The sequence below is a fragment of the Dorea sp. 210702-DFI.3.125 genome, from assembly GCF_020560945.1.
Lineage (GTDB): Bacteria > Bacillota > Clostridia > Lachnospirales > Lachnospiraceae > Dorea > Dorea formicigenerans.
In genome coordinates this window covers 1-26,275 of sequence record NZ_JAJCNF010000037.1, presented here as the reverse complement: position 1 = coordinate 26,275, position 26,275 = coordinate 1, and the positions used below count along the sequence as shown (strand labels likewise).

Genomic DNA, 26,275 nt, shown 5'->3' with positions numbered 1-26,275 from the left:
TACTTGATAAAGTGGCAGGCAATGACTAAATAAAACTTTCCCTTATTTCCCTTACAATTATCTCATAAGGGCAAAAATAAGGGAAAATACATATCGTTTCACTAATGCACAGGCTGGAAAGCCTGTAAAATAGGGAAAGTTAGAAAGATATTTTGGCAAACTTGAATCTGTCGCTTTAATACCCGTGGTCAACATGTTCCCAATTTCCACTGTCATTCCTAATTAGAATCCATTTCCAATCATCATATGTTGAATCCGGATTAAGCGAACCATCCCCGCCTGATGAGTCTACATCGAAAGATGATAATATTACGATTGCTTCATCCGCGTCATATTGTTCAGCCCATTCATAAAATTCATCGGCGTATGTATCTCCGGGATAGGTCAGTTTTGTCAGTGTGCAGCCGTCAAATTCGTTGCCGAAATAGTCTTTTACTGTTTGGAAAGCCGCCTCAATATCACTGTCTGAATATATTTCCGATGGTTTCCAATCAGGAATTTGAACATTGTCAATATTCCCACCACTATTCTTTCCACCACAGCCGGCAAGAACAAAAATCATTATCAAAGCTGTCAGAAAACAGAATATAGTTTTCCTATTCATTTTTCGATACCTCCTACGAATTCAAATTTTCCAGCTCGACAAGCTTGAATTTATCGTCTTGTTCCATTCTTATCAAAATTCTTTTTTAATGCTATTTCTGTTGGGAGAATAGATCCAATTAAAGGAATAAGTTGAACACCACAGATAATTCCTCCTATACTCCCAACACAATCTTCATTTTTCCCAATTACTAAAAGCATGAATATTACTGTTATCGGCAACATAACCATTCCACAGACATACCAAACTTTACCACAATATTTATGAGCAAATTCCCATGTGTCTTTGTTCTTCATAGACATCGAAGTCCGATATCCAAATACTGAATTTATTTCCTTTGGAGCCTTTTTCATAAAATATCTTCCAAAACCAATCATCGTAAATGGAAGAAGCAAATCCATAATCAACATAAAAATCCAAAACCCCATTGTAAACCTCCTTTACTACAACTTCCGATTTTTCGTTCTCTGCGACTTCCAAATAAACGGGAATTTTACGCTTTCTTAATTGGATGTCTAATTACAGTTTTCCATTTTTCTGGGGCAACCTTTCTTGCATCAGACATATAAATCTCGTGGTGCAACCTATCTTTGTTAATATCATTAACATATCCATTTTGTTCTAAATAAGTATCCATAAGCGCAACAGTTGCTGGCTCATTATCAAAAGAACCTATATGCATAATTTGAACGCATAATCCCTCATCAATCGTAAGATACTCTGCTGACGAACAATCAAGTTTCTTCTTTTTCGTTGCTGTTTCTACCGCCCAGTCAAAATCAGCTTTAGAAATGAAATCAGGCAAACGGATAACAGAAATCCAGCTGAAAGCAGACTTATTTGTATAATCTACACTCTCGACATCATCCTGCCACCAAAAACCTTCCAATGGCGGAACAACATATTCAAAAAATCCTTCAATTTTATAATCAGTCTTGTAACTCATTTTTAATGTGTATGCAACAGCATATAGAACACTGATTGCTTGTTGATATGCTCCGCCTTCTTCATTTGGATTGCCTTTTCCTCTAACTGCAATATAATTTGCCTTAGGTACATTTACAATCTCTGGTTTGTTCTTCGGCATATAGAATTCTTTATACTCTTTTTTAAAATCAAAAGCCATAATAACCTCCAAAATTCCGATTTTCTTAATTCTCCAAACTGGGAATTGTTTATTTCTTTTTTTTCGGTTTTAGGGCTGGCAATTCATCATACATTGCATGAAACAAGCCTGTCAAAAATTCCTTATTATCAACCTCATCTACCAACAACATCTCTTTTGCTCCCTCATAGGGTAATTCATACGGAGCTGTCGGCATATAACTAATTGCTGATTTTACTGGTTTAACAAGTAATCTATCATCATAGATACCACCTACAATCTTGCCACGATAATAAATAATAAATTCTCCCATCATAGCTCGATAAGTAATTTCTTCTAACTCAGATAGCTGCCCTAAAATAAACTCTAAGTATTCCTTGCTAGATGCAATATTTCCACCTCAAATTCCGATTTCTATTTTCGTTTCCATAGCATAGTGTACTCTTTTTCACCAGTAGCTTCATCCAAGCCTTCACATTGAATAATGAACCCTTCTCTTTGGTAAAAAGAAATTGCTCTGGCATTCTTCTGGTATACATTTAATCGTAAGCTAACTTTTTTATCCTTAACATAATCTAATAAAAGCTTACCTATGCCACATGACTGCATTTCATCGGAGACAAAAATACCTTCTATATATTTATCATTTAGTCCTACAAATCCTTGTATCATTTTATCTGCTTCAAACACATAAACTTCGTATTGTGACATCATTTCTTTCACTAATTCATAATTACTTTTCCAGTATTGATTGGAAATAAAATAATGTGCTTTCAGATTTGTCTTTAACCATATGTCAGCGACTCTATCGATATCTCCGTTCAGCAACTTTCTAATCATAACAAATATTCTCCACAACTACATCCTTTATGCTTTTCTCTTTTTTCCATTCTATCACAAGCTCACCATTAATCATCATTTTTTTGATATTTTTTCTTTTCCCCCACTGTAAAACAGCCTCTGAGCGTTTCGTTATATAGAGGGATACAAATAAGAGCAAGATCCACCCAGGTATTACCGTATCGCCATTTTATGGCTACGGCATACCTCTGGGTAAGTCTCTTGATGGGGATTCCGATTCCCCATACCCTCGTACAGACATCAAAGATATCTGTTGGCTCTCTATCAAAGATAGTCGCAGCACTTTATATAACCGGAAGGGACAGCCGGTTAAAAAGTGTAATCGCACATCCAAGATGTCTTATCAAAAAAGAAGGAGGACTATGGCACCAAAGAAGAAAGAAAAGAATCTCAAGAGGAGTAACATCATCACATTAAAATTAACGGATATTGAATTGGCAGTATTAAATGAAGCCGCTGACGTTACAGGACTTTCTCGTTCTGAATATGTGAGAAAACTACTACTTGAAAAGCAAATCAATCACCAAATTGAAGTTGTTGCAGACATGAATGATCTCAGGAAACTGGTCAGTGAATATGGAAAGATTGGATCGAACCTCAATCAGATCGCCAAGCATTTTAACAGTGGTGGCAGTCAGTCACGTGCTATAGAAAATGAAATCCATCAGTGCATCACGGACTTATTCCTATTGAGAAAAGAAGTACTGAAACTGGCAGGTGGTATGAATGGCAATCGTAAAACACATTAAAAGCAGAAATGCTAATTACTCGGCTGCTATCAATTACCTTCTGTTTGAACATGATGAAAAAACCGGGAAAAAGATTGTAGATGAATCCGGACGAAGCATCCTGCGAAAAGAGTTTTACATGGATGGGTTAGGCATTGATCATGATTCAGCCGGATATGCTACACCTCAGGGCCTTCGAAACGTACTGATCATCAGTGCAACACCTTACCAATGGAAGCATATGATCGGCCAGAGAACCTGCCGAAGAAATACGGATGAAACCAGGATCGTAATGCTCCAGATCTGGCAACGATTGTACAAATTAAGCCCGATCCTTTTTGCACCGGATCTGACCGGTCCATTCTGTCAAAGAGGAAGCTGTATGGAAAAACAGATGTCCTGCCAAACCCCTATTTCAAGATTTTGGATACCGTCAGATATCTTAAAAGCAGATTATCCATTGCTCATCAGGAAGGAGGTGAGCAGCCATAAAGATTAAACTGATTGACTTTGGTCTGAAAGCAGATCATCATCCCTTCCGGCCACATGAAAATGATGCCGGTGCGGATGTATTCATGCCTTATGATTGCGTATTAAAGCTAGGCGAAGTTGCGAGAATTCCGCTTGGATTTGGTCTCATCATCCCGGATGGATTTGCCGGATATGTCTTTCCACGAAGCAGCATGGCTGCAAAAGGACTGGTATGCGAACTTCCACCGATTGACTCCGGTTACCGTGGTGAGATCCATGCTATTATCAGCAACGTGAGCACATCTTCTCAGATCATTCATAAAGACACACGCGTCGGTCAGCTGGTGATTACACCGGTCGTGATCGCAGATTTTGTCCTGGACCTTGGTAATGAACGAGGAACCGGGGCTTTTGGAAGTACAGGAGAATAATACTATGATTACATTTGGAAGAAAATTAAAACACTTAAGACAGAAAAATCATCTCACCCAGAAAGAACTTGGCATAGCTGTTGGATTTCCCGACAGCTGTGCTGATGTCCGGATTGCTCAATATGAAGGCGATGTCCGAACACCAAAAGAGGATCTTATGAAACTCTTCGCATCAACACTCGGTGTTCCGGTTGAACTCTTTACCGTACCAGTACTCTCAGAACCTAGAGAGTATGAAGCGGCAGAATATTGGAGGTATGAGTTAGGGGCAGAGTTGGATTAAATTTATATTTCTACGAAGAAAGCCAAAGACATTTAACTGTTCACCCAATCAAACGTCTTTGGATTATTTAATTACAACTATTTTTTAGAGTTTTACCCAGTAACTCATACAGAGCTTCTGCCTCTTCTTGAGATAAAGTAATTCCTTTTCCCATTTTTTCATGTTCTGGTACCCAGTCACGAATATCATATTTTTCTGCAGCTCCATTCCATGAAATCATATTTAATTCTTTTTTCCAACCTTTGGCACTTTCTGAAAGTATTCCTATTGGGTAACAAAAAACACCGTATTTCTACGGTGCGTTCTGTCAGATATATTCTGTTTTATGATAGCAGAAAACTGGAATTCACAGTTCTTCCATCCTTCCCATCTTCAGCGCCATAACAAGAGTTCCGGCTGCCATCACAAAGACACCAATTTCAATCACATAGATGGGAAGAAGCGCCGGACCTGCCACGGCAAAGAAGTCCACGATAAAATGAATCCCATATGCAAGAACCACTGTAAAAGCCGCTGTCCTGCATTTGCCTGCCTTTACCGCCCGGTAGATCAGCAGTGACAACCCGATATGCAGAATGATGGCACTGATTCTTTCGATTCCGCTTACAAAAAAGAGTGGTGCCGGTGTTGTCCATAGGGCCGACAGCTGTGACACGGTCTGGTTTGCAGACTCAGCAGGAAGTGCCGCCAGCGTATTCTGCATGGCTCCGCTGTTGATCATCAGCATGGACACAAGATTGCTGATTCCGGAGAGTCCTCCGAGCAGAATGGCCTCCACACCGCCATGCCCGATTCCATACATCAGTGCATTTGGAAAATCCAGCCATTTCTTTATCCAGAACTTCATGGCAATCAGTCTTCCGGTCTCTTCAAAAACCGCTGCAGCCAAAGCCGCGTACACATAGTAAAACCATGGCCTGCTCTGTGCGTTCAGTCCGCAGAACTGAATGACAAGAACATGCAGCAGCTGCTCCAACAGCATGGCAAACAGCAGATAGGTTCCTGCTCCGATAAAGAACGAGGAAATCCTTGCCTTAAGCTTCACCCTTCCTGCAATGAACAAAGCAATCGGTACCCCCATCGAGAGGATAACGGAGCAGATAACTCCCGCTATCGCCAGACCTGATATTGTGTTCAATTCCATCTTTATACCTCCCTGATTCTCAAAAAATTCCTTTATTGTATTTGAACTGTCCATACAATATAAAGCCTAATCCGACAATAACTGCTGGAAGAATGATATAATCTATAATTATTTCACTCCAAAACGAAACAATAAAACCTAATACAAGAGATATTCCTATAATCAGCGTTCCTGTGCCGACTGTTTTTCCATACTTTGGTATATCTTCTTCCTTTACTTTTCGCCTATTATAAGAGTGAATTGTGCTGATATTGCCTTTGATATTTACAATTCCCACAACAGATATGAACACTCCCAAAATCAACATTATAATATTTTCCATAATAACCTCCTAAAAATAGAATAGTTCCTCAAATTTTTTGTCCAATGCAATACAAAGAATTAGAGCCAATTTTGCAGTTGGATTAAACTGTCCTGTTTCAATAGAACTAATGGTATTTCTTGATACCCCTACCATTTCTGCAAGCTGAGCTTGAGAAAGATTTGCTTCTGTGCGAACTTCCTTTAAGTGATTTTTCAGTTGTAATTGTTCTTTCATATTCTCACCTCTAAAAGATGGCTAACAAATCCAACAAATGCCAAAATGGAAAGCACAAAAAACAGAACAGTCAAGACCAAATCGCTCTTTCGCTTCATTTTGATAAAACGAACTAACCATTGTGTTGCAATAATGCTGAAGTATATAACCCACGGACTGTAAATCATAGTATGAGCAAGCACAGAAGATAACAGCGAAAGCAAACAACACACTAAAGCACCAACTCTGCTTGCGTGACTTCCGGCTTGATATACCACTTCCATTTCAGCCAAGTCCTTATTGCGATGTTCTTTTCTGCTTGCATTTAATATTTCGTCCTTTTTCATAAAAACACCTCCATGCCAAGTTTTCTTTGCATATTTTAATTATACACATACCAAGTTTTCTTGTCAATAGAGTCATAAAAAAGTTACAACCGATATAAGAGATAACTTTTCTACCACTTCGATTATACTCACGACTTAATGACTTCTTGAATACTTGCCGAAAAAGAAAAACTGCCATCGGTTTGACAGCAGTTCTTCTTCGGTTGGTATCCGTTAGGAATACACAATATCATTCAATACAATCTCATCGGCACAGGCTCGAATGTTATTCATCAATCCTATCCATCTCATCATATCCGTTGCTTTCAGTTCTTCCGTTACACCCTGCTTAAACGCTATTTTTGCCCTTTAATTGTGGTATTACTTATAGCAAAGCACAAAAAAGGCCCAAAAGGGCACTTTCCCTTTTGAGCCTATACACTTTATTAGCTAACGTATTTTGCTTTCATTTTTCCGCATGGTCATGAGGCTTTTTTCTCTTAAATCGCATTCTATGAATCCTCAGATTGTTCTTTCTGTTCTTCAATAATTCGTTCTGTCGCTTTATGGATCTTTCACTTGAAACGGATGCTCTTTGAATGGACGAAGACGCTCAATCTCAATTTCTATGATTCTTTCTTCGTTTTCTCCTGATTGTCTGTTTGGCTCAGTCATCTTGACTCCTTTCCTCCAGGATTCAGGAACTAAAAAATGCCTGCCTGGAACTTTTTTAGTTAGAAAAGTTCCAAACAGACATTACTGTTTGACCATTAGCTGTAGCTAATAGAATTGAATACTGTTTCAGCTAATTCATGTTTGCAAACCGGTAATTTTGATTAGCTGTCAGCTAACAAAAATCGGATTGCGTTAGCTGGAAATTGATCATTTTGAATGGAATTTTGTGTCACGAACGTGATTAGAAAATAACAAAAGCGTTCGTTGTCAGCTAATCCAGCTAACATTTACGAACGCTTTGAAGCCCGTCGCCAAGAGGATTTGAACCTCCGACCCCTCGCTTAGGAGTTCCCTGTGGCGGTTAGTATGCAGTAGTTCGATTATCCTGTAAGGGACGTTTAACGCCCCAAAAAGCGGAAAAGGGGCTTGCACAACGACTCTGTTAATAAACTCTAATATTCAATTATATCCTTTAGAGTGTTAGCAGGCTGTTAGCAAACCAACCACTTTTTCGGGAATTACTGATAATTTGTTACAATCGTATTTAAAATCATTTATCACATGGAAACAAGATACCCGTTAGGTTGAATTTAATTAAGTTAAAGGACGTTCAGAAATGAGCGTCTTTTTTCATACCCAAAATCGAAAGGAGAAAGAGAAAATATGAATAAGCTAGTAAAGCGATTGCTGACAGGAACGCTTGCTTTTGCAACCATTCTCACGGCATTACCAGTGACGGCGGTTCATGCTTCCGGCAATCAATACTGGACAGAATCAGCAGAACGTGTCGGCTACATTGAACACGTTATGAATGATGGTTCTATCAAATCTACGTTTCATGAGGGACACATGAAAGTTGAGGGCGAAACTGCCTACTGCGTGGACATCAATACCAATTTCAAGAATGGATATAAAACAAGGTCTGACGCAAGTACACGCATGAGTAGTGATCAGATTGCGGACGTTGCTCTTTCCTTAGAGTACGTCAAGCAATATACCGCTACTCATACCGGACTGAATAACAACCAGAAGTATTTGCTGGAACAGTGTGTTGTCTGGCAGAGATTGAGCGAACAGCTTGGCTGGCAATGCGATAATGTCAGAGCTTCTTATAATGAAATCTCACAGACAATACAAAATGAAGTGTACGCTGGTGCGAAAGCATTTGTGAAAGCAAATAAGGGACGCTATGAATGTGGCGGTTACATTTATACTGGCGAAGGACAGGACATCGGACAGTTCTGGGCGAAGTTAAATGTAGGAAATGCAAAGGTCAAAAAGACTTCTTCCAATCCAACGGTCACAGATGGCAATACCAACTATTCCTTTGAGGGTGCGACATTTGGTGTCTATTCTGATAAGGGCTGTAACAGCCAGCTTGCCACACTTACTGCCGATGGAAACGGCGATACCAAAGAAGTTGAGGTAAAAGCCGGAACAGTTTACATCAAAGAACTTTCCGCACCAAAAGGTTACAAGCTGGATTCTACTGTCCATGCCTTAAATGTGGAAGTTGGAAAAACAGCGACATTAACTGTTGCTGACACTCCAAAAGTCACAGAAACTTTGATTGATTTATTCAAAATCGACATGGAAACAGAAAAATCCACTCCACAGGGAACTGCTTCTTTAGAGGGTGCAGAGTTTACATGGAGCTATTATGACGGATACTACAATGCAGACAATCTTCCTGCAAAGGCTACCCGTACATGGACAACCAAAACCATTGCCGAAAAAGACAGTGCCGGAACTATCCATTATGTATCCAGACTTGCTGACAGCTACAAAGTATCCGGCGACAGCTTCTATACACAGGACGGTAAGAATGTACTGCCACTTGGTACACTCACTGTCACAGAAACAAAAGCACCAAACGGCTACTTATTAGATGGTGCATATATGCAGACTGACGGAAGTTCCGAACAGATTAAGGGGACATACCTTACACAGATTTCCGAAGATGGCGAACTTGCCGTACTTTCTGGAAGCAACCAATATTCCGTATCCGACAAGGTTATCCGTGGCGGTGTGAAAATCCAGAAACGTGACCTTGAAACAAAGGATACCAAAGCACAGGGAAGTGCGACCTTACAGTACACAGAGTTTAACATCATTTCCTTAAATGACAGTCCTGTACTGGTTGAGGGAAAATTATACAGCAAGAATGAAACGGTAAAGAAGATTCAGACAGGCATTGACGGAATTGCTTCTACTTCTGCTGACCTGCTCCCTTACGGAAATTACAGATTAGAAGAAAGCAAAGCACCAGAGGGCTACTTGACAGACGGTGCAAAAACAATCGACTTTTCTATCACGGAAGATGGAAAAATCGTGGACTTGACCGACAAATCTCACTCTATCTACAACCAGATTAAACGTGGCGATATTGAGGGTGTAAAAATCGGTGCAGGTACACACAAACGTCTTGCAGGTGTTCCATTCAGAATTACAAGCAAGACAACGGGAGAATCCCATATTGTAGTTACTGACAACAACGGTCAGTTCTCCACTGCTTCAAGCTGGGCTTCCCATAAGGTCAATACTAATGCCGGAAAATCCAGTGAGGACGGTGTATGGTTTGGGACATCTGAACCAGACGACAGCAAAGGTGCATTACTCTATGATACCTATGTGATTGAGGAATTAAAGTGTGATTCCAACGCCGGGTTTAAGCTGATTCCAGCTTTTGAGGTAGTCGTATCCAGAAATAAAGTGACCGTAGATTTAGGGACACTGACCGATGAATACGAAAAAGAAATCACAATCCATACCACAGCGACCGACAAGAAAACAGGCGAAAAAATGATTGTTGCCGGAAAGGACATCAAGATCGTGGACAAAGTCACACTTGATGGCTTGGAAGTTGGAACAAAATATAAACTTTTCGGCTGGCAGATGTTAAAGGAAGAAAACGCCGAACTTCTGATTGACGGGAAACGTGTAGACAATGATTACACATTCACTGCTGACAGCGAAAAAATGACGGTTGAGATTACTTACAGTTTTGATGGTTCAGCTCTTGGCGGTCAGAACCTTGTTACATTTGAGGAATTGTACGATATGAGCAATCCGAAAGAGCCTGTCAAGGTTGCCGAACATAAAGACATCAACGATGATGGACAGACGGTTCTTATCACAGAACGTATCATCAAAATCCATACTACCGCTACGGACAAGAACGGCAAGAAAGAAATCGAAGCCGGAAAAGATGTAACGATTGTGGATAAAGTCACATTAGATGGTCTGGAAGTTGGAACAAAATACAAACTTTCCGGCTGGCAGATGTTAAAAGAGGAAAATGCAGAACTTCTGATTGATGGAAAGAAAGTATCCAATGATTATGAGTTTACAGCCGACAGTGAAAAAATGACGGTTGAGATTTCATTTACCTTTGATGGTTCTTCTCTTGGTGGAAAGAGCCTTGTTACATTTGAGGAATTATACGATATGACCAATCCAGACGAACCAAAGAAAGTGACAGAACATAAGGACATCACAGACGATGGACAGACTGTGACAATCAAGGAAGTGCCGGAAGTCCCAGACACACCAAAGGATACTGACACGCCGGATACACCATCTACGGTTAAGACAAGTGACAGCCCAAAAACAGGCGACAATACCAATATCTATGCTTACCTTGCCATGCTCGGTCTTTCCTGCGTAGGGCTTGGCGGTATGCTTTACTTCAAACGCCGTAGAAAGAAATCATAAGGCGGTAATATAGCGGTTGGTAGAGCGTTCAAGGTCGCCACCCTTTTTGCAACTTCACGCTCCCGTGAAGCACTTGGTTTACGGGAGCGTGAAGTCCACTAGGGGCGTGGGGAGTGTAGCTCCCCACAAAGTACAGCAGGAAAGAAACTAAAACAGAAAGAAAAGAGGTCAATCATTTATGGAATTAAGATTTGTCGTACCAAACATGGAAAAGACATTCGGGAACTTGGAGTTTGCCGGAGAAAATACTACGGAACAGCAGAGAATCAACGGTCGTATGGCTGTCATTACCAGAAGCTATAACCTGTATTCCGATGTGCAGAGAGCTGATGATGTAGTTGTGACGCTTCCTGCCAAAGCTGGCGAAAAACATTTCTTGCCGGAGCAGAAAGTAAAACTTATCAATCCACGAATCACTACCGATGGCTATAAAATCGGGGAACGTGGATTTGTCAATTACATCTTACTTGCAGACGATATGTTACCAGCAGAAAGTAAATAAGGGGGTATTCAGATTATGAGATTAGCAAATGGAATCGTCATTGATAAAGAAAAGACATTCGGAGTGTTGAAGTTCTCCGCATTACGCCGTGAGGTTCATGTACAGAATGAAGATGGGACGGTCAGTGAGGAAATCAAGGAACGTACTTACGATTTAAAATGCAACACACAGGGACGCATGATACAGGTATCTGTTCCGGCGACTGTTCCGTTAAAAGATTATGATTACAACGCCGAAGTGGAACTTATCAACCCTGTTGCAGATACGGTAGCCAATGCGAATTACCGTGGTGCAGATGTGGACTGGTATGTAAAAGCGGACGACATTATTTTGAAGAACAAAGGAACTCATACCGGAAATCCACAGAACAATGCTCCCCAGCAACCGCCGAAGAAATAAGTTTGTAACTAATGGATTTTCATTGTATTGTTCAAATGTAATTGATATAATATAAAAAAATCAAATTGGAAGTTGTGGAGGTGCTTTATGAACGAGAGAGAAAAAATTATCCGATTATGGTTTGATATGTGGATTAAGAAAGCAGATTTAGGAATTGACAATATTTTTACAGATGATGTTGTATATACTGAGAGTTGGAGTCCTAAATATGAAAACCGCAAAACGGTAAAGCACTGGTTTGACGAATGGAATACACGCGGAAGTGTTCTTGTCTGGGAGATTAAGCAATTTTTTCATCAAGGCAATCAAACAATCGTGGAGTGGTATTTTAAAAACAAAATGAATAATGGAAATGTTGAAGAATTTGACGGAATATCTTTAATTGTATGGACACAGGATAACAAAATAAAATCATTAAAAGAGTTTGGTTGCAATCTTCATAATTACAATCCATATCGAGATAGTGATATTCCCGTATTTCGAGAAGAAAAAGCAAATTGGTTTTGAGAGGACTATAAATTCAAGTTTATAAGTTAGCTTATATGTTCCAAATAATTAAACCAACATTTAAGGAGATGGGAAAATGAATTTTACTGATGAAAAAGATTACATCATGCGAATGATAAAAGAAATGGTAAGAGTATTATTTTCATTAGCCTTTGGGAAAAAGTATGTTTCTGTTGAACTTGAAAAAGAAAACAAGTATGAAGTATCGGGAAAAAATTTGAAAATTTTTCTTAATATGATTGATTTAGGACAGATTAACGAAGCAGAGAACATACTTTTAGATAGCATTGACTATACAAACAAAAACGAAGTAATGGCGGTGGCTCTTTTTTATCAGTACCTTAGTGAAAAAGATAATCAGTTTTTGGAAAACAACAATTATACAAAAGAAGAAGTGCTTTCTGGTTTCAAACAATTACTTATGAAATCGGGATATAGCGATTTGATTTATTTGCTCAAATATGATGAGTAATACAGAATTAAAAATTCAGCCTTTATAATTTTATATTTATATTCACAAAGCAGTTAGTCTACATGATTGACTGCTTTTCTTACGTCCAAAGAAAGGAGTTTATATGAACGTATGGAAAAAATCTAAAGGTAACAGGATTCGTGCCAGTGACAAATCGCTGGTCTATCATTTCTGTATTGGCTGGCTGTTGCTCCTGTTTGTTGCGGTATTCTTGCTACTGAACCTGCGACAGCCTCTTGTTACAGACTGGAAAGAATTTAACCTGCTCCATGCCGGAATTACTTGGACTGCCTACAACTCCATTACGGTTCTGATAGCGACTGGTGTTTGTGCATTGGTTGCTTTTCTCTACTACCGTTACGGATATGACCGTATCAAGCGGTTGCTCCACCGACAAAAACTGGCTCGCATGGTGCTGGAAAACAAATGGTATGAAACGGAAAATACCAAAGACAGCGGTTTTTTCACTGACCTGCAAAGCAGATCAAGAGAAAAAATCGTGTGGTTTCCCAAAATCTACTATCAGATGGACAATGGCTTGCTCCATATCCTGTGTGAAATCACAATGGGAAAATATCAAGAACAGCTCCTGTCCTTAGAGGATAAACTGGAATCGGGGCTGTACTGTGAGCTGACCGACAAGACACTGCATGACGGATATATCGAATACACCCTGCTCTATGATATGATAGCGAATCGTATTTCGATTGATGAAGTGATTGCCGAAAACGGCGGTCTGCGGTTAATGAAAAATCTGGTGTGGGAATATGATTCACTTCCCCATGCCCTTATCTGCGGTGGTACAGGTGGTGGAAAGACATATTTTCTATTGACCATCATTGAAGCCCTGCTTAGAACCAATGCGAATTTATACATTCTTGACCCGAAGAACGCTGACCTTGCAGACTTGGGAACGGTCATGGGAAATGTCTACCACACGAAAGACGATATGATTGACTGCATCAATACCTTTTATGAGGGCATGGTCACACGCTCGGAAGAAATGAAACTACACCCGAACTACCGCACAGGAGAAAACTATGCCTATCTGGGACTTGCTCCACAGTTCCTTATCTTTGATGAATATGTGGCGTTCTTGGAAATGCTCACGACAAAGGAAAGCACTGCCCTGTTAAGCCAGTTAAAGAAAATCGTCATGCTTGGCAGACAGGCTGGATACTTTCTGATTGTAGCTTGCCAGCGTCCAGACGCAAAGTATTTCGGGGACGGTATCAGAGATAACTTCAACTTCCGTGTGGGGCTTGGTCGCATGAGTGAACTCGGCTACGGTATGCTCTTTGGAAGTGATGTGAAAAAACAGTTTTTCCAGAAGCGAATCAAGGGGCGTGGATACTGTGATGTGGGAACAAGTGTCATATCTGAATTTTACACTCCCCTTGTACCCAAAGGCTATGATTTCTTAGGTACGATTGGGGAACTTGCAGAAAGGAGAACAGAAAAAAAGGCTCTGGAACAATCCGAAGCCTTACTTTAATTTCAAGATGTCATTAGGTGTGCAGTCCAGATATTCACACAACTTTGCTAAGATGGAGAAGTCGATTCTGGTTACTTTATTTTTGCAGTAGTTGTTAAGCTGTGTTCTCTGTAAATTACAGGCTTCACAGACTTTGTTTTTACTGATATTCTTTTCTTTGAGAAGATTTTCTAAATCCATGTACACTGTCATTTTTGTTTACCTCGTCTTTTAATCAAATTATAAATATAGCTGTATTGAAAAATAAGCTGTTTTGCTCTACACTTGTACTGTAATACAGGTGTATGGAGGAAATTAAAATGATAAGAAAACGGACAGTAATTATAGCAATCACTATACTTCTGCTCTTGGCAGGAAGCCTGTCTTACCTGCAATGGGGACGGCAGATGGACGTATCTTCTTCGTCCGGCTCTGGCTCTGATAACCATTATGAGCTACGGGTATCGGTCATACTCAACGCTCTGGTCGTGACCGATCAACAGAAATGTGCGGAACAAATATTTGAAAAATGCAGGGACAATTCTTTTCACAGTGTCCGTTTCAGTTATGATATTCAGATTCCCCACGCACTTTCTGTTACGGTCTACAAGAACCAGAAAGACGCTGAATCCGGCAACTCGGCATTTCGCTTTTCCTATCAGCAGGAGAACCAGATAGACGGCTCATACAATATTGTGGACAATCCAGAAAAATTTACTCTGGAAATGGAATGATTGCACACATAAGGCAGGACGGACAGGTGGCGTGCGAAGCGAAAGCCACAGGTACGGACTAGCCTTGCTGGTGTGGCGGTAGCCACGCCAGCATATATCAAGCCCCTCGGTATCTAACAGAGGGGCACAAATCACAAGGAAACATACACAAAAGTTACCGATTCTTGGCTGAAATCAAGCGTTTGGTAGCTTTTTTTACTGCTGTGACATCGGATAAAAAATGTCACAGTTTTTTCGTAAAGGGGGTATCGCACTGAATGATACAGAGTGGATACAGGATTTTGCAGACAGACGTTTGCAGTACGGTGTATCCCAGACGAAACTTGCGGTCATGGCTGGAATCAGCCGTGAACATTTAAGCCGTATCTAATCCGGCAAGGTGGCGGTCACAGAAGAAATGAAAGTGAAACTTTTGGAAGCTCTGGAAAAATTCAATCCAGAAGCACCGCTTACCATGCTGTTTGATTATGTGAGGATACGGTTTCCGACACTGGATATTGGACACATCATCAAAGATATTTTACAGCTCAATATTCAGTACATGATACATGAGGACTTCGGGCATTACAGTTATACAGAACACTACTACATCGGAGATATTTTCGTATATACTTCTCCCGATGAAGAAAAAGGTGTCCTGCTGGAACTGAAAGGAAAAGGCTGTCGCCAGTTTGAAAGTTATCTGCTGGCACAGGAACGGAGCTGGTATGATTTTCTTATGGACGCTCTGGTGGACGGTGGTGTGATGAAACGCCTTGACCTTGCCATCAATGACCATACGGGAATGTTAGATATTCCAGAACTAACCGAAAAATGCCGGAATGAGGAATGTGTATCGGTGTTCCGTTCCTTTAAGTCCTATGCTTCCGGCGAACTGGTCAAGCATGAGGAACAGGACAAGGCTGGTATGGGGTATACGCTTTATATCGGTTCACTGAAAAGTGAGGTGTACTTCTGTGTCTATGAAAAAAGCTATGAGCAGTACATCAAACTTGGGATTCCCATTGAGGAAGCACCCATAAAAAACAGATTTGAAATACGGTTGAAAAATGAACGTGCTTATTATGCTGTCCGTGACCTGCTGACTTACTATGACGCTGAACGGACGGCATTTTCTATTATCAACCGTTATGTACGCTTTGTGGATAAGGAAGCAGACAAGAAACGGAGCGACTGGAAATTATCTGTCCGCTGGGCGTGGTTCATCGGGGAAAACAGAGAGCCGTTAAAGCTCACGACCAAACCCGAACCCTACACACTGGACAGAACTCTACGCTGGATTCAACGGCAGGTTGACCCGACACTTAAAATGCTGGAAACAATCACAGCAAAAACAGGCGTTGATTATCTGAAAGAAATCCGTAAATCCACAAAACTGACGGAAAAGCACTACAAGATAATCGAACAACAGACCACATCTACCGAAGATGTGATTTTAGAAAAGGAGAATTGAAAAATGCAACGATTATTATTTGACTTCCTGCTCTTCTCTTTAGGTGGAACAGTTGGCGTGATTGCCATGTGTATTTTACAGGCTGGCAGACAGTCTGACAGAAAAATGATGGAACTGAAAGGAGAAAAGAAATAATGAATTTTGGACAGAACCTTTATAACTGGTTTTTAAGCAACGCACAGAGCCTTGTACTGATGGCGATTGTTGTTATCGGTATCTACTTGGGATTTAAGCGTGAGTTTTCCAAACTCATCGGATTCTTGGTAGTTGCCTTAATAGCCGTTGGTCTTGTATTCAATGCATCCGGCGTAAAAGACGTATTGTTACAGTTATTCAATAAGATTATTGGAGCGTAAAATTAAGAATCCCACATTTTGAACACAAACTTGTGGTAATATACTAATATCATTAAAATGTTTAAAGGAGATTCTTATTATGGTTAGATACAGTATTGAAATCGGACAGAAAGAACAAGATATTTTAAAAGAAATCGTTTTAGCCAGTGATAAAAATGTAAAGAAACGTAAATTTGCAACAGGGTTATCGTCTGTGATGGCTGTCATAATGTTAATATATACGATTCTCTGCTTTATGAATAGTCGTATTGGCTATGGTATTATTGGATTATTATTTTCAGTTTTCTTTATCTGGATTATCATAAACGGAGCTAACACATTTCAGAAAAAAGTAATAACTATTGTTCATTCTAAAATGGATAATAAACTGACTTCGGGAAAACGTGAATATTGTTTTGATACCGATGGTATTACAGTTAGTTCTGATATTGGTAACGGGACTAATCATTGGAACGCCTTTAAATGTTGGGGGATTTTCAGAAATTACATATATATCAGAACAATAAAAAATGAAATGGTTCTTGTTAATCAAAATGATTTGTCTGAAAATGATGTAAAAGAGTTAAAATCCCTTTTGAGTCAGAATTTAAAAGAAGAAACGCTTTAATATTGTTTTAGAGTTAAGCAGTCTTTCAGTTATGATCGACTGCTTTTTTCATACTCAAAATTAGAAGAAAGGACTGAATTACGATGGAAGAATGTAGCGTATTGATTGAAACGACCAAATCAGCAGAGGATAAAACCTCTCGCTGGTTTGATTTACCCATTGATTATGAGCTGTTCCGTGACCTGCTCGGTGTGGAAGCTGACAGCAAAGACTATCAAATCACAGATATGAAGCTCCCCTTTGCTGGCGATATTGTAAGGACAACTTCTGTAAGACGATTAAACAAGCTATACTTTGCTTACACGGATTTATCGCCAGAAGTTCAGCAGGCATACAAAGACTTGATTTCTTATTTTGGCGGTGTTGAGGATTTGTTGCAGGAATCCGAAGAATTTCTGTTTTATCCAGCGTGTCACAACATCATGGACGTTGCCCGTTACCGCTTGGAGCATAACATTGAATTTTCTGCTCTTTCCGAAAAAGGAAAGAAATATTTTAATCTGGAAGCCTACGCCCATGAACTGGAAGAAAAAGGACGTTATGCTCTCTGCAACAACGGTATGTTCAAACTTTGACAGGTGGTATTGCTTATGGCAGAAATGAAAGTATTTGTTATCAATCTTGATGAACAGGAAAAAGATACAGGCTGTGCATGGTTTACACTTCCCTGCAACATAGAAGCATTAAAACAATCCATTGGCTTACCGCCGGACAGTGACCGTTATCTTATCAGTGATTATGATTTTCCTTTTGAAATCCTGCAAGATACAGACCTTGACCTGTTAAACAATATCTGCCTTGCGATTTCGGAGAGTGAAATCCCACCCGAAGATATACCTGCAATTCAAAGAGAATGGTTTCCAAACCTGCAAGAGCTGGAAGCCGGACTTTGCAATATTACATACCATCGGAACTGTTCAGATATGGAAAAAACATCAGAACATTTCTTATGTGTGCATGGCAGATTTTATGAATACAATGAGTGAAAGGAAGTGAACCGCTTATGATTGATGATATGCAAGTCTATATAGCCAATCTTGGCAAGTACAATGAGGGAGAACTGGTCGGGGACTGGTTCTCTTTTCCGTTGGACGAAGAAGTGATTGCAGAACGTATCGGCTTAAATGCAGAGTATGAAGAATACGCAATCCATGATACGGACAACTTCCCGATGGAGATTAGCGAATACATTTCCATCGAAGAACTGAACCGTATCTATGAGCAGTTGGAAGAATTGCCGGATTACCTGCTGGACGACTTGGACAGTTTCGTATCCTATTATGGAAGTCTGGAAGAACTGGTGGAGCATAAAGACGACATCATTCTGTATTCCGGCTGTGAAACGATGACCGATTTAGCCTACTATCTGATTGATGAAGAACAGGTACTCGGAGAAATCCCGTCCTCTTTACAGAACTATATCGACTATGAAGCCTACGGGCGTGACCTCGATATAGAGGGGACATTTATTGCAACAAACGCTGGTATCTGTGAGGTACTGCGTTAAGGGCTGGCAGATCAGCACCGCCACTGGTGCTACTGTCAGCTTTTCTCTTGGGGTAGTCTGGGAAATCCGGCTGTCCCTGTTGTTATGAAAATGAAGAAAGGAGCATTTACAAGTGAAGAAAATCCGAAGTTATACAAGTATCTGGAACGTGGAAAAGGTACTGTATGCCATCAATGATGTAAACCTGCCATTCCCTGTGACCTTTACCCAGATTACATGGTTTGTACTGACGGAATTTATCATCATTCTGTTTGCAAACGTACCGCCACTTTCCATGATTGAGGGAGCATTTTTAAAATATTTCGGGATTCCCGTTGCCCTCACATGGTTTATGTCACAGAAAACCTTTGACGGGAAAAAGCCATACAGTTACATCAAGACGATGGTGCTGTATGCTCTGCGTCCCAAAGTGACTTATGCCGGAAAAGCCGTGAACCTGCATAAGCAGAAATTTGAGGAAACTATCACGGCAGTAAGGAGTGTGACCTATGTTCCCGATTAAATATATCGACAATAACCTTGTCTGGAATAAGGACAATGAGGTGTTCGCCTACTATGAGCTGATACCGTACAATTATTCATTCTTATCCCCAGAACAGAAATACCTTGTGCATGACAGCTTCCGTCAGCTTATCGCACAGTCCCGTGAGGGAAAGATTCATGCGTTGCAGATTGCAACTGAAAGTTCAATCCGAAGTATACAGGAACAGTCAAAGAAGCTGGTCACTGGAAAGCTCCGTGAGGTAGCAATCCAAAAGATAGACGACCAGACCGAAGCCCTTGTATCCATGATAGGCGACAATCAAGTAGATTACCGTTTCTTTCTGGGATTCAAGCTCATGGTCACAGAGGACGAAGTCAATCTGAAGAACATCAAAAAATCGGTATTTCTGACATTCCGTGAGTTTTTGAATGAGGTAAGGCATACGCTGATGAACGACTTTGTTTCTATGAGCAATGATGAAATCAACCGTTATGTGAAGATGGAGAAATTACTGGAAAACAAAATCTCCCGTAGGTTCAAAATCCGCCGACTGGAAGCCAAAGACTTTGCGTATCTGATGGAACACCTCTACGGCAGGGACGGGATAGCTTATGAAGATTATGTGTATCCTCTGCCAAAAAGAAAATTAAAAAGAGAAACACTGATTAAGTATTATGACCTTATCCGTCCTACCCGTTGTGTAATGGAAGAAAGCCAGCGATATTTGCGTCTGGAACATGAGGACAGCGAAAGCTATGTTTCCTACTTTACGGTCAATGCCATTGTCGGAGAACTGGACTTCCCATCATCGGAAATCTTTTATTTCCAGCAACAGCAGTTCACATTCCCTGTGGATACGTCCATGAATGTTGAGATTGTGGGAAATAAGAAAGCCTTAACCACTGTCCGCAACAAGAAAAAGGAATTAAAGGACTTGGATAATCACGCCTATCAAGCTGGAAACGAAACAAGTTCAAATGTGGTGGAAGCCTTGGACAGTGTCGATGAACTGGAAACAGATTTAGACCAGAGCAAGGAAAGTATGTACAAGTTAAGTTACGTCATACGGGTGTCTGCACCCGATCTTGACGAACTGAAACGCCGTTGTGATGAAGTCAAGGACTTTTACGATGATTTGAATGTGAAGCTGGTTCGCCCTGCCGGAGATATGATGGGACTGCATGGAGAGTTTCTTCCAGCCAGCAAACGTTATATCAATGATTATATCCAGTATGTGAAATCCGACTTTTTAGCCGGACTTGGTTTCGGTGCTACCCAGATGTTGGGAGAAAATACAGGAATCTATATCGGATATTCCGTGGATACGGGAAGAAATGTCTACCTACAACCGTCCCTTGCCAGTCAAGGGGTAAAAGGTACGGTCACAAATGCGTTGGCTTCTGCTTTTGTCGGTTCGCTTGGTGGTGGAAAATCATTCTGTAATAACCTGCTGGTGTATTATTCCGTCCTGTTCGGTGGACAGGCAGTTATCCTAGACCCGAAAAGTGAGCGTGGGAACTGGAAAGAAACACTTCCGGAGATTGCAGAGGAAATCAACATTGTAAATCTTACCAGCGACAAGGAAAATGCAGGGCTTCTTGACCCGTTTGTAATTATGAAAGATAAAGAGGACGGAGCTACACTGGCAAAAGAAATTTTAACATTTTTAACAGGTATCTCAACCCGTGATGGAGACAAGTTCCCTGTTCTTATCAGTGCAATCAGCAAAGTATCAGAAAGTGAACAAAGAGGATTGCTAAATGTTATCACAGAATTACGGAAAGAAAATACGCCTATTTCAAACCACATTGCAAATCATATTGACAGTTTTACAAATTATGATTTTGCACACCTGCTCTTTTCAGACGGAACAGCGAAAAATACTATCAGTTTGGATAACCAGCTCAATATCATACAGGTTGCGGATTTGGTTCTGCCGGATAAAGATACTACTTTTGACGAATACACGACCATTGAATTATTATCGGTGGCAATGTTGATTGTAATATCTACTTTTGCCTTAGACTTTATCCATTCAGACCGAAGCATTTTTAAGATTGTAGACCTTGATGAAGCATGGGCGTTCTTAAATGTGGCACAGGGCGAAACACTCTCAAATAAACTGGTGCGTGCTGGTAGAGCCATGAACGCCGGAGTTTATTTCGTGACACAATCCTCTGGGGACGTATCGAAAGAAAGCCTAAAAAATAACATCGGTTTAAAGTTTGCGTTCCGCTCCACAGATACCAATGAAATCAAACAGACCTTAGAGTTTTTCGGACTGGACAGTGAGGACGAAAACAACCAGAAACGGTTGAGGGATTTGGAGAACGGACAATGCTTAATGCAGGATTTATACGGGCGTGTCGGCGTGGTACAGATACACCCTGTTTTTGTAGAACTGCTCCATGCCTTTGATACCAGACCGCCGATAAAAAGTGAGGTGGATTTGGAATGATGAAATCTGTCACAAAAGAAAAGGTATTCCATGTACTGAAACTGGTTCTGCTTTCCGTGACCGTCACACTGGTACTGCTGTCCCTGCTTGGGACGGTAGCTCATGCGTCTGGACTGGTCGATGATACGGTCAATGCAGACAACCTATATTCAAAGTATCCGCTTTCCAACTATCAGCTTGATTTCTATGTGGACAATAGCTGGTCATGGCTTCCGTGGAACTGGCTGGACGGCATTGGGAAATCAGTGCAGTACGGGCTTTACTGTATCACAAATTTTGTCTGGACAATCAGCCTGTATCTTAGCAATGCCACAGGATATGTGGTGCAACAGGCGTATAAGCTGGACTTTATCAATGATATGGCAGACAGTATCGGGAAAAGTATCCAGACACTTGCCGGAGTAACCGAACATGGATTTTCCAGCAGTGGATTCTATGTGGGATTCCTGCTCATTATCATTCTGATTGTAGGTGTTTACACCGCCTATACAGGGCTTCTCAAACGGGAAACAAGCAAAGCACTTCACGCTGTTATCAACTTTGTGGTGGTGTTCATTGTGTCTGCGTCCTTTATTGCTTATGCTCCCAACTATATCCAGAAAATCAATGATTTCAGTTCGGACATCAGCACCGCTTCTCTGGACTTGGGGACAAAAATCATGCTCCCCGATTCACAAAGCAAAGGGAAAGACAGTGTAGACCTTATCCGTGACAGCCTGTTTGCGATACAGGTAGAAAAACCGTGGCTGTTATTACAATTTGGGAACAGCGATACCGAAGAAATCGGGACTGACCGTGTGGAAGCTCTGGTATCTGCCAGCCCGTCAGACGAAGATGGGGAAACAAGGGAAAATGTTGTGAAAACAGAGATTGAGGATAACGACAATGACAACCTTACCATTCCACAGGTCGTCAACCGTCTTGGCATGGTGTTCTTCCTGCTCATTTTCAATCTCGGTATCACAATCTTTATCTTCCTGCTTACCGGCATGATGTTATTTTCCCAGATACTTTTTATCATATATGCCATGTTTCTGCCTATCAGCTTCTTACTGTCCATGATACCGACTTATGAGAACATGGCAAAACAGGCGGTTGTCCGTGTGTTCAACGCCATTATGACAAGAGCCGGAATCACACTGATTGTGACCGTGGCATTTTCGATTTCCAGTATGTTCTACAACATTTCCACGGACTACCCGTTCTTCATGGTGGCATTTTTGCAGATAATCTGTTTTGCCGGAATCTACATGAAGCTCGGAGAGCTAATGAGTATGTTCAGCCTTAACGCTAATGACAGCCAGCAGATAGGTCGCCGGATTTTCCGTAGACCGATGGTGTTCATGCGACACAGGGCAAGACGTATGGAACGCCGACTTGCAAGGGCTGTGGGTACAGGAAGTATGGTCGGAGCTGGTGCTGGTGCAGTCGCTGGTTCTGCTTATAATCACTCTCGTTCTACACATAAAAATACGCCAGCCAGACCACAAAGGAATAATGATATTTCCGTGGGAAGCCGTGTTGGTTCTGCTGTGGGTACTGTGATGGATACGAAAAATAAAGTCCGTGACAGTGCTTCTTCTCTGAAAGAAAATGTGAAAGACCTGCCGACACAGGCTGGTTATGCTATCTATTCTGCCAAACAGAAAGCAAAGGATAATGTATCGGACTTTAAGCGTGGCGTTGTGGAAGAACGGGAAAACCGACAGGAACAGCGTACACAGAAACGCAACCTGCACAGGGAAAATATCTCACAGAAAAAGCAGGAATTACAGAAAGCACAGGAAGCAAGGCAGACAGTTCATGCGAATGGATCAGCGACAGCCGGAGCTACCAGAAGCCATGAACGCCCTGTTGCCACACCTGTTCCAAAAACAGCACAGACCGATACGGTCATAAAGCCGGATATGAAGCGTCCTGCTACTTCTCCTGTGATAAAAAATGCAGAAGTCAAGGCTGGAAAAGAAACTGTCCGAACCAATATCAGACAGGAACAACAGGTCAAATCGGTTGCCAGAACAAACCAGACAAACGTAGCAGAATCCATCAGCAATCATAAGAAATCTACGGTACAGAAAACACAGGTCAACCAAAAACAGAATCGTAAGACTGTTACGAAGCAACCAGAGAAAGGACGGAAGAAATGAGATTAAAGCGTATCCTTATCATAGGTACGATATTTCCTGTCCTTTTCTCCATCGTCCTCTTTTTCGGGATACTGATTTCCGGCGAAGATGACGACAGTTCCAACAGTTATTCAACCGTCTACTCTGGCATGAACCTGTCAGCCGATGTCCTCAAACATCAGCCGATGGTAGAAAAATACGCCAGAGAAAACGGTATCACGGAGTATGTGAACGTCCTGCTTGCCATCATACAGGTGGAAAGTGGCGGTACGGCTATCGATGTCATGCAGTCCAGTGAAAGTCTGGGACTACCGCCAAACTCATTAAGTACAGAAGAATCCATTAAGCAGGGGTGTAAATATTTTGCGTCCCTGCTTTCTTCCTGTAAAGCCAAAGGTATGAATGACATTAACGTGGTCATTCAATCTTACAACTATGGTGGTGGCTATGCAGACTATGTGGCGAAGAACGGGAAAAAGCACAGCTTCAACCTTGCAGAGAATTTCGCAAAGAATAAATCCGGCGGTACAAAAGTGACCTATACGAACCCGATAGCAGTCAGTAAAAATGGTGGCTGGCGTTATAACTACGGGAATATGTTTTATGTGGAGCTGGTCAACCAATATCTGACCGTGAAGCAGTTCAGTAACGAAACGGTACAGGCGGTTATGAATGAAGCGTTGAAGTATCAAGGCTGGAAATATGTCTATGGTGGCAGTAACCCGAACACCTCTTTTGACTGTTCTGGTCTTACCCAGTGGTGCTACGGAAAAGCCGGAATTAGCCTGCCACGAACCGCACAGGCACAGTATGAGGCAACCCAGCATATCCCATTGTCACAGGCACAGGCTGGCGATTTGGTCTTTTTCCATTCCACCTACAATACCAGTGACTATGTTACCCATGTAGGAATCTATGTCGGAAACAATCAGATGTATCATGCCGGAAATCCAATCGGCTATACCGATTTGACCTCTGCCTACTGGCAACAGCACATCATTTGTGCCGGAAGAATCAAACAATAGAAAGGACTTGAAATATGTTTAAGAAGAAAGAAAAAACAGAGAAAGCACCTAAGAATAAGAAAGTGCGTACCATGAAAGTCGGGACACATAAGAAATCTGTCCTGCTGTTGTGGGCGGTGCTTCTGGCAAGCACCAGCTTTGGTGTGTATAAGAACTTTACCGCCATTGACACCCACACGGTACATGAAAAAGAAATCATTCAGTTAAGATTGAACGATACCAACGGTATTGAAAATTTCGTCAAGAACTTTGCGAAAGCCTACTACTCATGGGATACCAGCAAGGAAGCCATTGAAGCAAGGACAACAGAAATCAGTAAATACATTACCAAAGAATTACAGGACTTGAACGCCGATACCATCAGAACAGATATACCAACCAGTGCTACGGTTACAAATGTGCTGGTCTGGAATGTAGAACAGTCTGGAACGGACGATTTTACCGTTGCCTACGAAGTAGATCAGCAGGTAAAAGAGGGCGAACAGACACAGGCAGTCACAGAAAACTACACCGTGACCGTTCATGTGGATAAGGACGGTGCAATGGTCATTACCCAGAATCCGACACTTGCTCCGGCAGTGCAGAAATCAAAGTATGAACCGAAAGCACAGGAAGCCGATGTCAGTGTCAGTTCCGATACAGTCAAGGACGCTACCGCTTTCTTGGAAACATTCTTTAAGCTCTATCCAACAGCTACGGAAAAGGAACTTGCCTACTATGTCAAAGACGGTGTGCTTGCTCCTGTATCCGGCGACTATGTATTTTCGGAACTGGTAAACCCTGTCTTTACCAAAGATGGCGATAACATCAAGGTCAGTGTGTCCGTAAAGTATCTGGATAACAAGTCGAAAATGACGCAAATCTCACAGTATGAGCTTGTGCTTCATAAGGACGATAACTGGAAGATTGTAGGATAAATATTACAGCAGAATAGTATGGAAAGTTATTATTTAATCTATACTATTCTGCAATCTATTATAATATCTTAAGGCAATTTCTAAAGCGATAAATATGTAGAAAAATGCATAAGTACTGTGTATAATGAAGAAAAAGACAAATCGTAATTTGAGGAACTGGGCGGCAAATACGAAAGGCAAGGGGATTATTTGATACCGTGCTTAACTGTACCCGCCGAAGAAGAACAGGCAATAGGCATCTGGGGGCAACGGCATTTAGATTATCTAAAACAGTACCGTAAAGTTACATACACCAATCTTCTTACAAGCGGCAGGCTAAACGCCTACCTTGCCGACATCAACAGACAGGCACAGGAACGCTTTGAAAGGCTCATAGAGGGTATGAAACAGGCACA

At 41.2% G+C, this 26,275-nt stretch carries 34 protein-coding genes and 3 pseudogenes; 24 read left to right on the top strand and 13 right to left on the bottom strand.

The window, feature by feature from the left end; translation table 11 throughout:
* Nucleotides 1–175: 175 nt before the first annotated feature.
* The 5 genes from LI164_RS14040 to LI164_RS14020 form a co-directional block, all read right to left on the bottom strand.
* Nucleotides 176–604: a hypothetical protein gene (locus tag LI164_RS14040; RefSeq protein WP_008121327.1), complete on the bottom strand. Its 429-nt coding sequence runs from the start codon at nucleotides 602–604 to the stop codon at nucleotides 176–178.
* A gap of 50 nt (nucleotides 605–654) precedes the next feature.
* Complete coding sequence (locus LI164_RS14035) at nucleotides 655–1,032, bottom strand: SdpI family protein (RefSeq protein WP_003864540.1); 378 nt, start codon at nucleotides 1,030–1,032, stop codon at nucleotides 655–657.
* A gap of 65 nt (nucleotides 1,033–1,097) precedes the next feature.
* Complete coding sequence (locus tag LI164_RS14030; protein ID WP_055247379.1) at nucleotides 1,098–1,730, bottom strand: GyrI-like domain-containing protein; 633 nt, start codon at nucleotides 1,728–1,730, stop codon at nucleotides 1,098–1,100.
* 49 nt (nucleotides 1,731–1,779) lie between these two features.
* The gene (locus LI164_RS14025; protein WP_028088277.1) at nucleotides 1,780–2,100 is read right to left on the bottom strand and encodes a TfoX/Sxy family protein; all 321 of its coding nucleotides are present in this window, start codon (nucleotides 2,098–2,100) and stop codon (nucleotides 1,780–1,782) included.
* 23 nt (nucleotides 2,101–2,123) lie between these two features.
* A complete protein-coding gene (locus LI164_RS14020) occupies nucleotides 2,124–2,549 on the bottom strand; it encodes a GNAT family N-acetyltransferase (protein WP_055053942.1) in 426 nt (141 codons plus the stop codon).
* 383 nt (nucleotides 2,550–2,932) lie between these two features.
* Here LI164_RS14020 and mobC point away from each other — a divergent pair, with 383 nt between their 5' ends.
* From mobC to LI164_RS14000, 4 genes are read left to right on the top strand one after another with little or no spacing between them, the layout of a single operon-like run.
* Nucleotides 2,933–3,319 carry a plasmid mobilization relaxosome protein MobC gene (gene mobC, locus LI164_RS14015; RefSeq protein ID WP_005349819.1) on the top strand — a complete coding sequence of 129 codons (387 nt, stop codon included), beginning with the start codon at nucleotides 2,933–2,935 and terminating at the stop codon, nucleotides 3,317–3,319.
* Nucleotides 3,297–3,797: an FAD-dependent thymidylate synthase gene (locus LI164_RS14010; RefSeq protein ID WP_117606943.1), complete on the top strand. Its 501-nt coding sequence runs from the start codon at nucleotides 3,297–3,299 to the stop codon at nucleotides 3,795–3,797. The genes mobC and LI164_RS14010 overlap by 23 nt, the downstream gene beginning before the upstream one ends.
* The gene (locus tag LI164_RS14005; RefSeq protein WP_117606942.1) at nucleotides 3,787–4,200 is read left to right on the top strand and encodes a dUTP diphosphatase; all 414 of its coding nucleotides are present in this window, start codon (nucleotides 3,787–3,789) and stop codon (nucleotides 4,198–4,200) included. The genes LI164_RS14010 and LI164_RS14005 overlap by 11 nt, the downstream gene beginning before the upstream one ends.
* Before the next feature lie 4 nt (nucleotides 4,201–4,204).
* On the top strand, nucleotides 4,205–4,483 hold the full coding sequence (locus tag LI164_RS14000) for a helix-turn-helix domain-containing protein (RefSeq protein WP_005334794.1): 279 nt from the start codon (nucleotides 4,205–4,207) through the stop codon (nucleotides 4,481–4,483).
* Between the two features lie 67 nt (nucleotides 4,484–4,550).
* On the opposite strand, the gene LI164_RS13995 is transcribed toward LI164_RS14000, so the two are convergent.
* From LI164_RS13995 to LI164_RS16375, 7 genes and pseudogenes are all read right to left on the bottom strand, one after another.
* On the bottom strand, nucleotides 4,551–4,751 hold the full coding sequence (locus LI164_RS13995; protein ID WP_227087301.1) for a PC4/YdbC family ssDNA-binding protein: 201 nt from the start codon (nucleotides 4,749–4,751) through the stop codon (nucleotides 4,551–4,553).
* A 78-nt stretch (nucleotides 4,752–4,829) separates the two neighbouring features.
* Nucleotides 4,830–5,627 carry a YhfC family intramembrane metalloprotease gene (locus LI164_RS13990; protein WP_227087298.1) on the bottom strand — a complete coding sequence of 266 codons (798 nt, stop codon included), beginning with the start codon at nucleotides 5,625–5,627 and terminating at the stop codon, nucleotides 4,830–4,832.
* Nucleotides 5,628–5,646: 19 nt separating this feature from the next.
* Complete coding sequence (locus tag LI164_RS13985; protein WP_008121271.1) at nucleotides 5,647–5,949, bottom strand: hypothetical protein; 303 nt, start codon at nucleotides 5,947–5,949, stop codon at nucleotides 5,647–5,649.
* Between the two features lie 9 nt (nucleotides 5,950–5,958).
* Entirely contained in the window at nucleotides 5,959–6,165 is a 207-nt protein-coding gene (locus LI164_RS13980) for a helix-turn-helix transcriptional regulator (protein ID WP_003865061.1), read from the bottom strand.
* Complete coding sequence (locus LI164_RS13975; RefSeq protein WP_005608366.1) at nucleotides 6,162–6,491, bottom strand: DUF6442 family protein; 330 nt, start codon at nucleotides 6,489–6,491, stop codon at nucleotides 6,162–6,164. Before LI164_RS13975 ends, LI164_RS13980 begins: the two co-directional genes overlap by 4 nt.
* A gap of 213 nt (nucleotides 6,492–6,704) precedes the next feature.
* Nucleotides 6,705–6,833: pseudogene (locus tag LI164_RS16180) on the bottom strand (TnpV protein); the annotation flags it as partial.
* 207 nt (nucleotides 6,834–7,040) lie between these two features.
* A pseudogene (locus LI164_RS16375) lies at nucleotides 7,041–7,223 on the bottom strand (chromosome partitioning protein ParB); the annotation flags it as partial.
* Nucleotides 7,224–7,808: 585 nt separating this feature from the next.
* On the opposite strand from LI164_RS16375, the gene LI164_RS13965 reads away from it, so the two are divergent.
* From LI164_RS13965 to LI164_RS13940, 6 genes are all read left to right on the top strand, one after another.
* Nucleotides 7,809–10,859, top strand: coding sequence for a VaFE repeat-containing surface-anchored protein (locus tag LI164_RS13965; protein ID WP_227087297.1), 3,051 nt, complete (start codon nucleotides 7,809–7,811; stop codon nucleotides 10,857–10,859).
* Between the two features lie 178 nt (nucleotides 10,860–11,037).
* Nucleotides 11,038–11,361: a YdcP family protein gene (locus tag LI164_RS13960; RefSeq protein ID WP_117605760.1), complete on the top strand. Its 324-nt coding sequence runs from the start codon at nucleotides 11,038–11,040 to the stop codon at nucleotides 11,359–11,361.
* Nucleotides 11,362–11,376: 15 nt separating this feature from the next.
* Nucleotides 11,377–11,760: a YdcP family protein gene (locus LI164_RS13955; RefSeq protein WP_117605759.1), complete on the top strand. Its 384-nt coding sequence runs from the start codon at nucleotides 11,377–11,379 to the stop codon at nucleotides 11,758–11,760.
* 87 nt (nucleotides 11,761–11,847) lie between these two features.
* Entirely contained in the window at nucleotides 11,848–12,267 is a 420-nt protein-coding gene (locus LI164_RS13950) for a nuclear transport factor 2 family protein (protein ID WP_006573504.1), read from the top strand.
* A 76-nt stretch (nucleotides 12,268–12,343) separates the two neighbouring features.
* On the top strand, nucleotides 12,344–12,739 hold the full coding sequence (locus tag LI164_RS13945) for a DUF6483 family protein (protein ID WP_227087296.1): 396 nt from the start codon (nucleotides 12,344–12,346) through the stop codon (nucleotides 12,737–12,739).
* 103 nt (nucleotides 12,740–12,842) lie between these two features.
* The gene (locus LI164_RS13940) at nucleotides 12,843–14,234 is read left to right on the top strand and encodes an FtsK/SpoIIIE domain-containing protein (RefSeq protein WP_227087295.1); all 1,392 of its coding nucleotides are present in this window, start codon (nucleotides 12,843–12,845) and stop codon (nucleotides 14,232–14,234) included.
* On the opposite strand, the gene LI164_RS13935 is transcribed toward LI164_RS13940, so the two are convergent.
* The gene (locus LI164_RS13935; RefSeq protein WP_005334884.1) at nucleotides 14,226–14,426 is read right to left on the bottom strand and encodes a helix-turn-helix transcriptional regulator; all 201 of its coding nucleotides are present in this window, start codon (nucleotides 14,424–14,426) and stop codon (nucleotides 14,226–14,228) included. The two genes, LI164_RS13940 and LI164_RS13935, sit on opposite strands and share 9 nt — an antisense overlap.
* Before the next feature lie 107 nt (nucleotides 14,427–14,533).
* Between LI164_RS13935 and LI164_RS13930 the strand changes: the two genes are divergently transcribed.
* From LI164_RS13930 to LI164_RS13865, 14 genes and pseudogenes are all read left to right on the top strand, one after another.
* Nucleotides 14,534–14,947 (top strand): hypothetical protein, encoded by a 414-nt coding sequence (locus tag LI164_RS13930; RefSeq protein WP_227087294.1) that lies wholly within the window; start codon nucleotides 14,534–14,536, stop codon nucleotides 14,945–14,947.
* 247 nt (nucleotides 14,948–15,194) lie between these two features.
* Nucleotides 15,195–16,400 (top strand): annotated as a pseudogene (gene mobT / locus LI164_RS13925) (MobT family relaxase).
* Between the two features lie 3 nt (nucleotides 16,401–16,403).
* Nucleotides 16,404–16,535: a DUF3789 domain-containing protein gene (locus tag LI164_RS13920; RefSeq protein WP_118327217.1), complete on the top strand. Its 132-nt coding sequence runs from the start codon at nucleotides 16,404–16,406 to the stop codon at nucleotides 16,533–16,535.
* On the top strand, nucleotides 16,535–16,756 hold the full coding sequence (locus LI164_RS13915) for a hypothetical protein (protein ID WP_055060385.1): 222 nt from the start codon (nucleotides 16,535–16,537) through the stop codon (nucleotides 16,754–16,756). The genes LI164_RS13920 and LI164_RS13915 overlap by 1 nt, the downstream gene beginning before the upstream one ends.
* A gap of 79 nt (nucleotides 16,757–16,835) precedes the next feature.
* Nucleotides 16,836–17,363, top strand: coding sequence for a YcxB family protein (locus LI164_RS13910; RefSeq protein WP_227087293.1), 528 nt, complete (start codon nucleotides 16,836–16,838; stop codon nucleotides 17,361–17,363).
* 83 nt (nucleotides 17,364–17,446) lie between these two features.
* On the top strand, nucleotides 17,447–17,938 hold the full coding sequence (locus tag LI164_RS13905; RefSeq protein WP_227087292.1) for an antirestriction protein ArdA: 492 nt from the start codon (nucleotides 17,447–17,449) through the stop codon (nucleotides 17,936–17,938).
* A 15-nt stretch (nucleotides 17,939–17,953) separates the two neighbouring features.
* The gene (locus LI164_RS13900; RefSeq protein WP_227087291.1) at nucleotides 17,954–18,349 is read left to right on the top strand and encodes a hypothetical protein; all 396 of its coding nucleotides are present in this window, start codon (nucleotides 17,954–17,956) and stop codon (nucleotides 18,347–18,349) included.
* A 20-nt stretch (nucleotides 18,350–18,369) separates the two neighbouring features.
* Nucleotides 18,370–18,870 carry an antirestriction protein ArdA gene (locus LI164_RS13895; RefSeq protein ID WP_217746600.1) on the top strand — a complete coding sequence of 167 codons (501 nt, stop codon included), beginning with the start codon at nucleotides 18,370–18,372 and terminating at the stop codon, nucleotides 18,868–18,870.
* 112 nt (nucleotides 18,871–18,982) lie between these two features.
* Complete coding sequence (locus LI164_RS13890) at nucleotides 18,983–19,372, top strand: conjugal transfer protein (RefSeq protein ID WP_227087290.1); 390 nt, start codon at nucleotides 18,983–18,985, stop codon at nucleotides 19,370–19,372.
* Entirely contained in the window at nucleotides 19,359–21,812 is a 2,454-nt protein-coding gene (locus tag LI164_RS13885; protein ID WP_227087289.1) for an ATP-binding protein, read from the top strand. The genes LI164_RS13890 and LI164_RS13885 overlap by 14 nt, the downstream gene beginning before the upstream one ends.
* On the top strand, nucleotides 21,809–23,959 hold the full coding sequence (locus tag LI164_RS13880; RefSeq protein ID WP_227087288.1) for a type IV secretion system protein: 2,151 nt from the start codon (nucleotides 21,809–21,811) through the stop codon (nucleotides 23,957–23,959). The genes LI164_RS13885 and LI164_RS13880 overlap by 4 nt, the downstream gene beginning before the upstream one ends.
* Nucleotides 23,956–24,963 carry a lysozyme family protein gene (locus tag LI164_RS13875; RefSeq protein ID WP_227087287.1) on the top strand — a complete coding sequence of 336 codons (1,008 nt, stop codon included), beginning with the start codon at nucleotides 23,956–23,958 and terminating at the stop codon, nucleotides 24,961–24,963. Before LI164_RS13880 ends, LI164_RS13875 begins: the two co-directional genes overlap by 4 nt.
* 14 nt (nucleotides 24,964–24,977) lie before the next feature.
* The gene (locus LI164_RS13870; protein ID WP_227087286.1) at nucleotides 24,978–25,880 is read left to right on the top strand and encodes a conjugal transfer protein; all 903 of its coding nucleotides are present in this window, start codon (nucleotides 24,978–24,980) and stop codon (nucleotides 25,878–25,880) included.
* Between the two features lie 156 nt (nucleotides 25,881–26,036).
* The coding region (locus LI164_RS13865) for a TnpV protein (protein WP_227087299.1) at nucleotides 26,037–26,275 on the top strand (239 nt) is incomplete at its 3' end.

What these genes read in the sequence shown, in the direction of transcription:
- LI164_RS13915 (WP_055060385.1), top strand. Translation starts at nt 16,535, where the DNA reads ATGAATTTTGGACAGAACCTTTATAACTGGTTTTTAAGCAACGCACAG.
- LI164_RS14035 (WP_003864540.1), bottom strand. Translation starts at nt 1,032, where the DNA reads ATGGGGTTTTGGATTTTTATGTTGATTATGGATTTGCTTCTTCCATTT.
- LI164_RS13920 (WP_118327217.1), top strand. Translation starts at nt 16,404, where the DNA reads ATGCAACGATTATTATTTGACTTCCTGCTCTTCTCTTTAGGTGGAACA.
- LI164_RS13875 (WP_227087287.1), top strand. Translation starts at nt 23,956, where the DNA reads ATGAGATTAAAGCGTATCCTTATCATAGGTACGATATTTCCTGTCCTT.
- LI164_RS13945 (WP_227087296.1), top strand. Translation starts at nt 12,344, where the DNA reads ATGAATTTTACTGATGAAAAAGATTACATCATGCGAATGATAAAAGAA.
- LI164_RS13935 (WP_005334884.1), bottom strand. Translation starts at nt 14,426, where the DNA reads ATGACAGTGTACATGGATTTAGAAAATCTTCTCAAAGAAAAGAATATC.
- LI164_RS13990 (WP_227087298.1), bottom strand. Translation starts at nt 5,627, where the DNA reads ATGGAATTGAACACAATATCAGGTCTGGCGATAGCGGGAGTTATCTGC.
- LI164_RS14020 (WP_055053942.1), bottom strand. Translation starts at nt 2,549, where the DNA reads ATGATTAGAAAGTTGCTGAACGGAGATATCGATAGAGTCGCTGACATA.
- LI164_RS14030 (WP_055247379.1), bottom strand. Translation starts at nt 1,730, where the DNA reads ATGGCTTTTGATTTTAAAAAAGAGTATAAAGAATTCTATATGCCGAAG.
- LI164_RS13985 (WP_008121271.1), bottom strand. Translation starts at nt 5,949, where the DNA reads ATGGAAAATATTATAATGTTGATTTTGGGAGTGTTCATATCTGTTGTG.
- LI164_RS13980 (WP_003865061.1), bottom strand. Translation starts at nt 6,165, where the DNA reads ATGAAAGAACAATTACAACTGAAAAATCACTTAAAGGAAGTTCGCACA.
- LI164_RS13930 (WP_227087294.1), top strand. Translation starts at nt 14,534, where the DNA reads ATGATAAGAAAACGGACAGTAATTATAGCAATCACTATACTTCTGCTC.
- LI164_RS14010 (WP_117606943.1), top strand. Translation starts at nt 3,297, where the DNA reads ATGGCAATCGTAAAACACATTAAAAGCAGAAATGCTAATTACTCGGCT.
- LI164_RS13900 (WP_227087291.1), top strand. Translation starts at nt 17,954, where the DNA reads ATGGCAGAAATGAAAGTATTTGTTATCAATCTTGATGAACAGGAAAAA.
- LI164_RS13870 (WP_227087286.1), top strand. Translation starts at nt 24,978, where the DNA reads ATGTTTAAGAAGAAAGAAAAAACAGAGAAAGCACCTAAGAATAAGAAA.
- LI164_RS13960 (WP_117605760.1), top strand. Translation starts at nt 11,038, where the DNA reads ATGGAATTAAGATTTGTCGTACCAAACATGGAAAAGACATTCGGGAAC.
- LI164_RS13905 (WP_227087292.1), top strand. Translation starts at nt 17,447, where the DNA reads ATGGAAGAATGTAGCGTATTGATTGAAACGACCAAATCAGCAGAGGAT.
- LI164_RS13955 (WP_117605759.1), top strand. Translation starts at nt 11,377, where the DNA reads ATGAGATTAGCAAATGGAATCGTCATTGATAAAGAAAAGACATTCGGA.
- mobC (WP_005349819.1), top strand. Translation starts at nt 2,933, where the DNA reads ATGGCACCAAAGAAGAAAGAAAAGAATCTCAAGAGGAGTAACATCATC.
- LI164_RS13885 (WP_227087289.1), top strand. Translation starts at nt 19,359, where the DNA reads ATGTTCCCGATTAAATATATCGACAATAACCTTGTCTGGAATAAGGAC.
- LI164_RS13975 (WP_005608366.1), bottom strand. Translation starts at nt 6,491, where the DNA reads ATGAAAAAGGACGAAATATTAAATGCAAGCAGAAAAGAACATCGCAAT.
- LI164_RS13950 (WP_006573504.1), top strand. Translation starts at nt 11,848, where the DNA reads ATGAACGAGAGAGAAAAAATTATCCGATTATGGTTTGATATGTGGATT.
- LI164_RS14040 (WP_008121327.1), bottom strand. Translation starts at nt 604, where the DNA reads ATGAATAGGAAAACTATATTCTGTTTTCTGACAGCTTTGATAATGATT.
- LI164_RS13910 (WP_227087293.1), top strand. Translation starts at nt 16,836, where the DNA reads ATGGTTAGATACAGTATTGAAATCGGACAGAAAGAACAAGATATTTTA.
- LI164_RS13880 (WP_227087288.1), top strand. Translation starts at nt 21,809, where the DNA reads ATGATGAAATCTGTCACAAAAGAAAAGGTATTCCATGTACTGAAACTG.
- LI164_RS14000 (WP_005334794.1), top strand. Translation starts at nt 4,205, where the DNA reads ATGATTACATTTGGAAGAAAATTAAAACACTTAAGACAGAAAAATCAT.
- LI164_RS13965 (WP_227087297.1), top strand. Translation starts at nt 7,809, where the DNA reads ATGAATAAGCTAGTAAAGCGATTGCTGACAGGAACGCTTGCTTTTGCA.
- LI164_RS13940 (WP_227087295.1), top strand. Translation starts at nt 12,843, where the DNA reads ATGAACGTATGGAAAAAATCTAAAGGTAACAGGATTCGTGCCAGTGAC.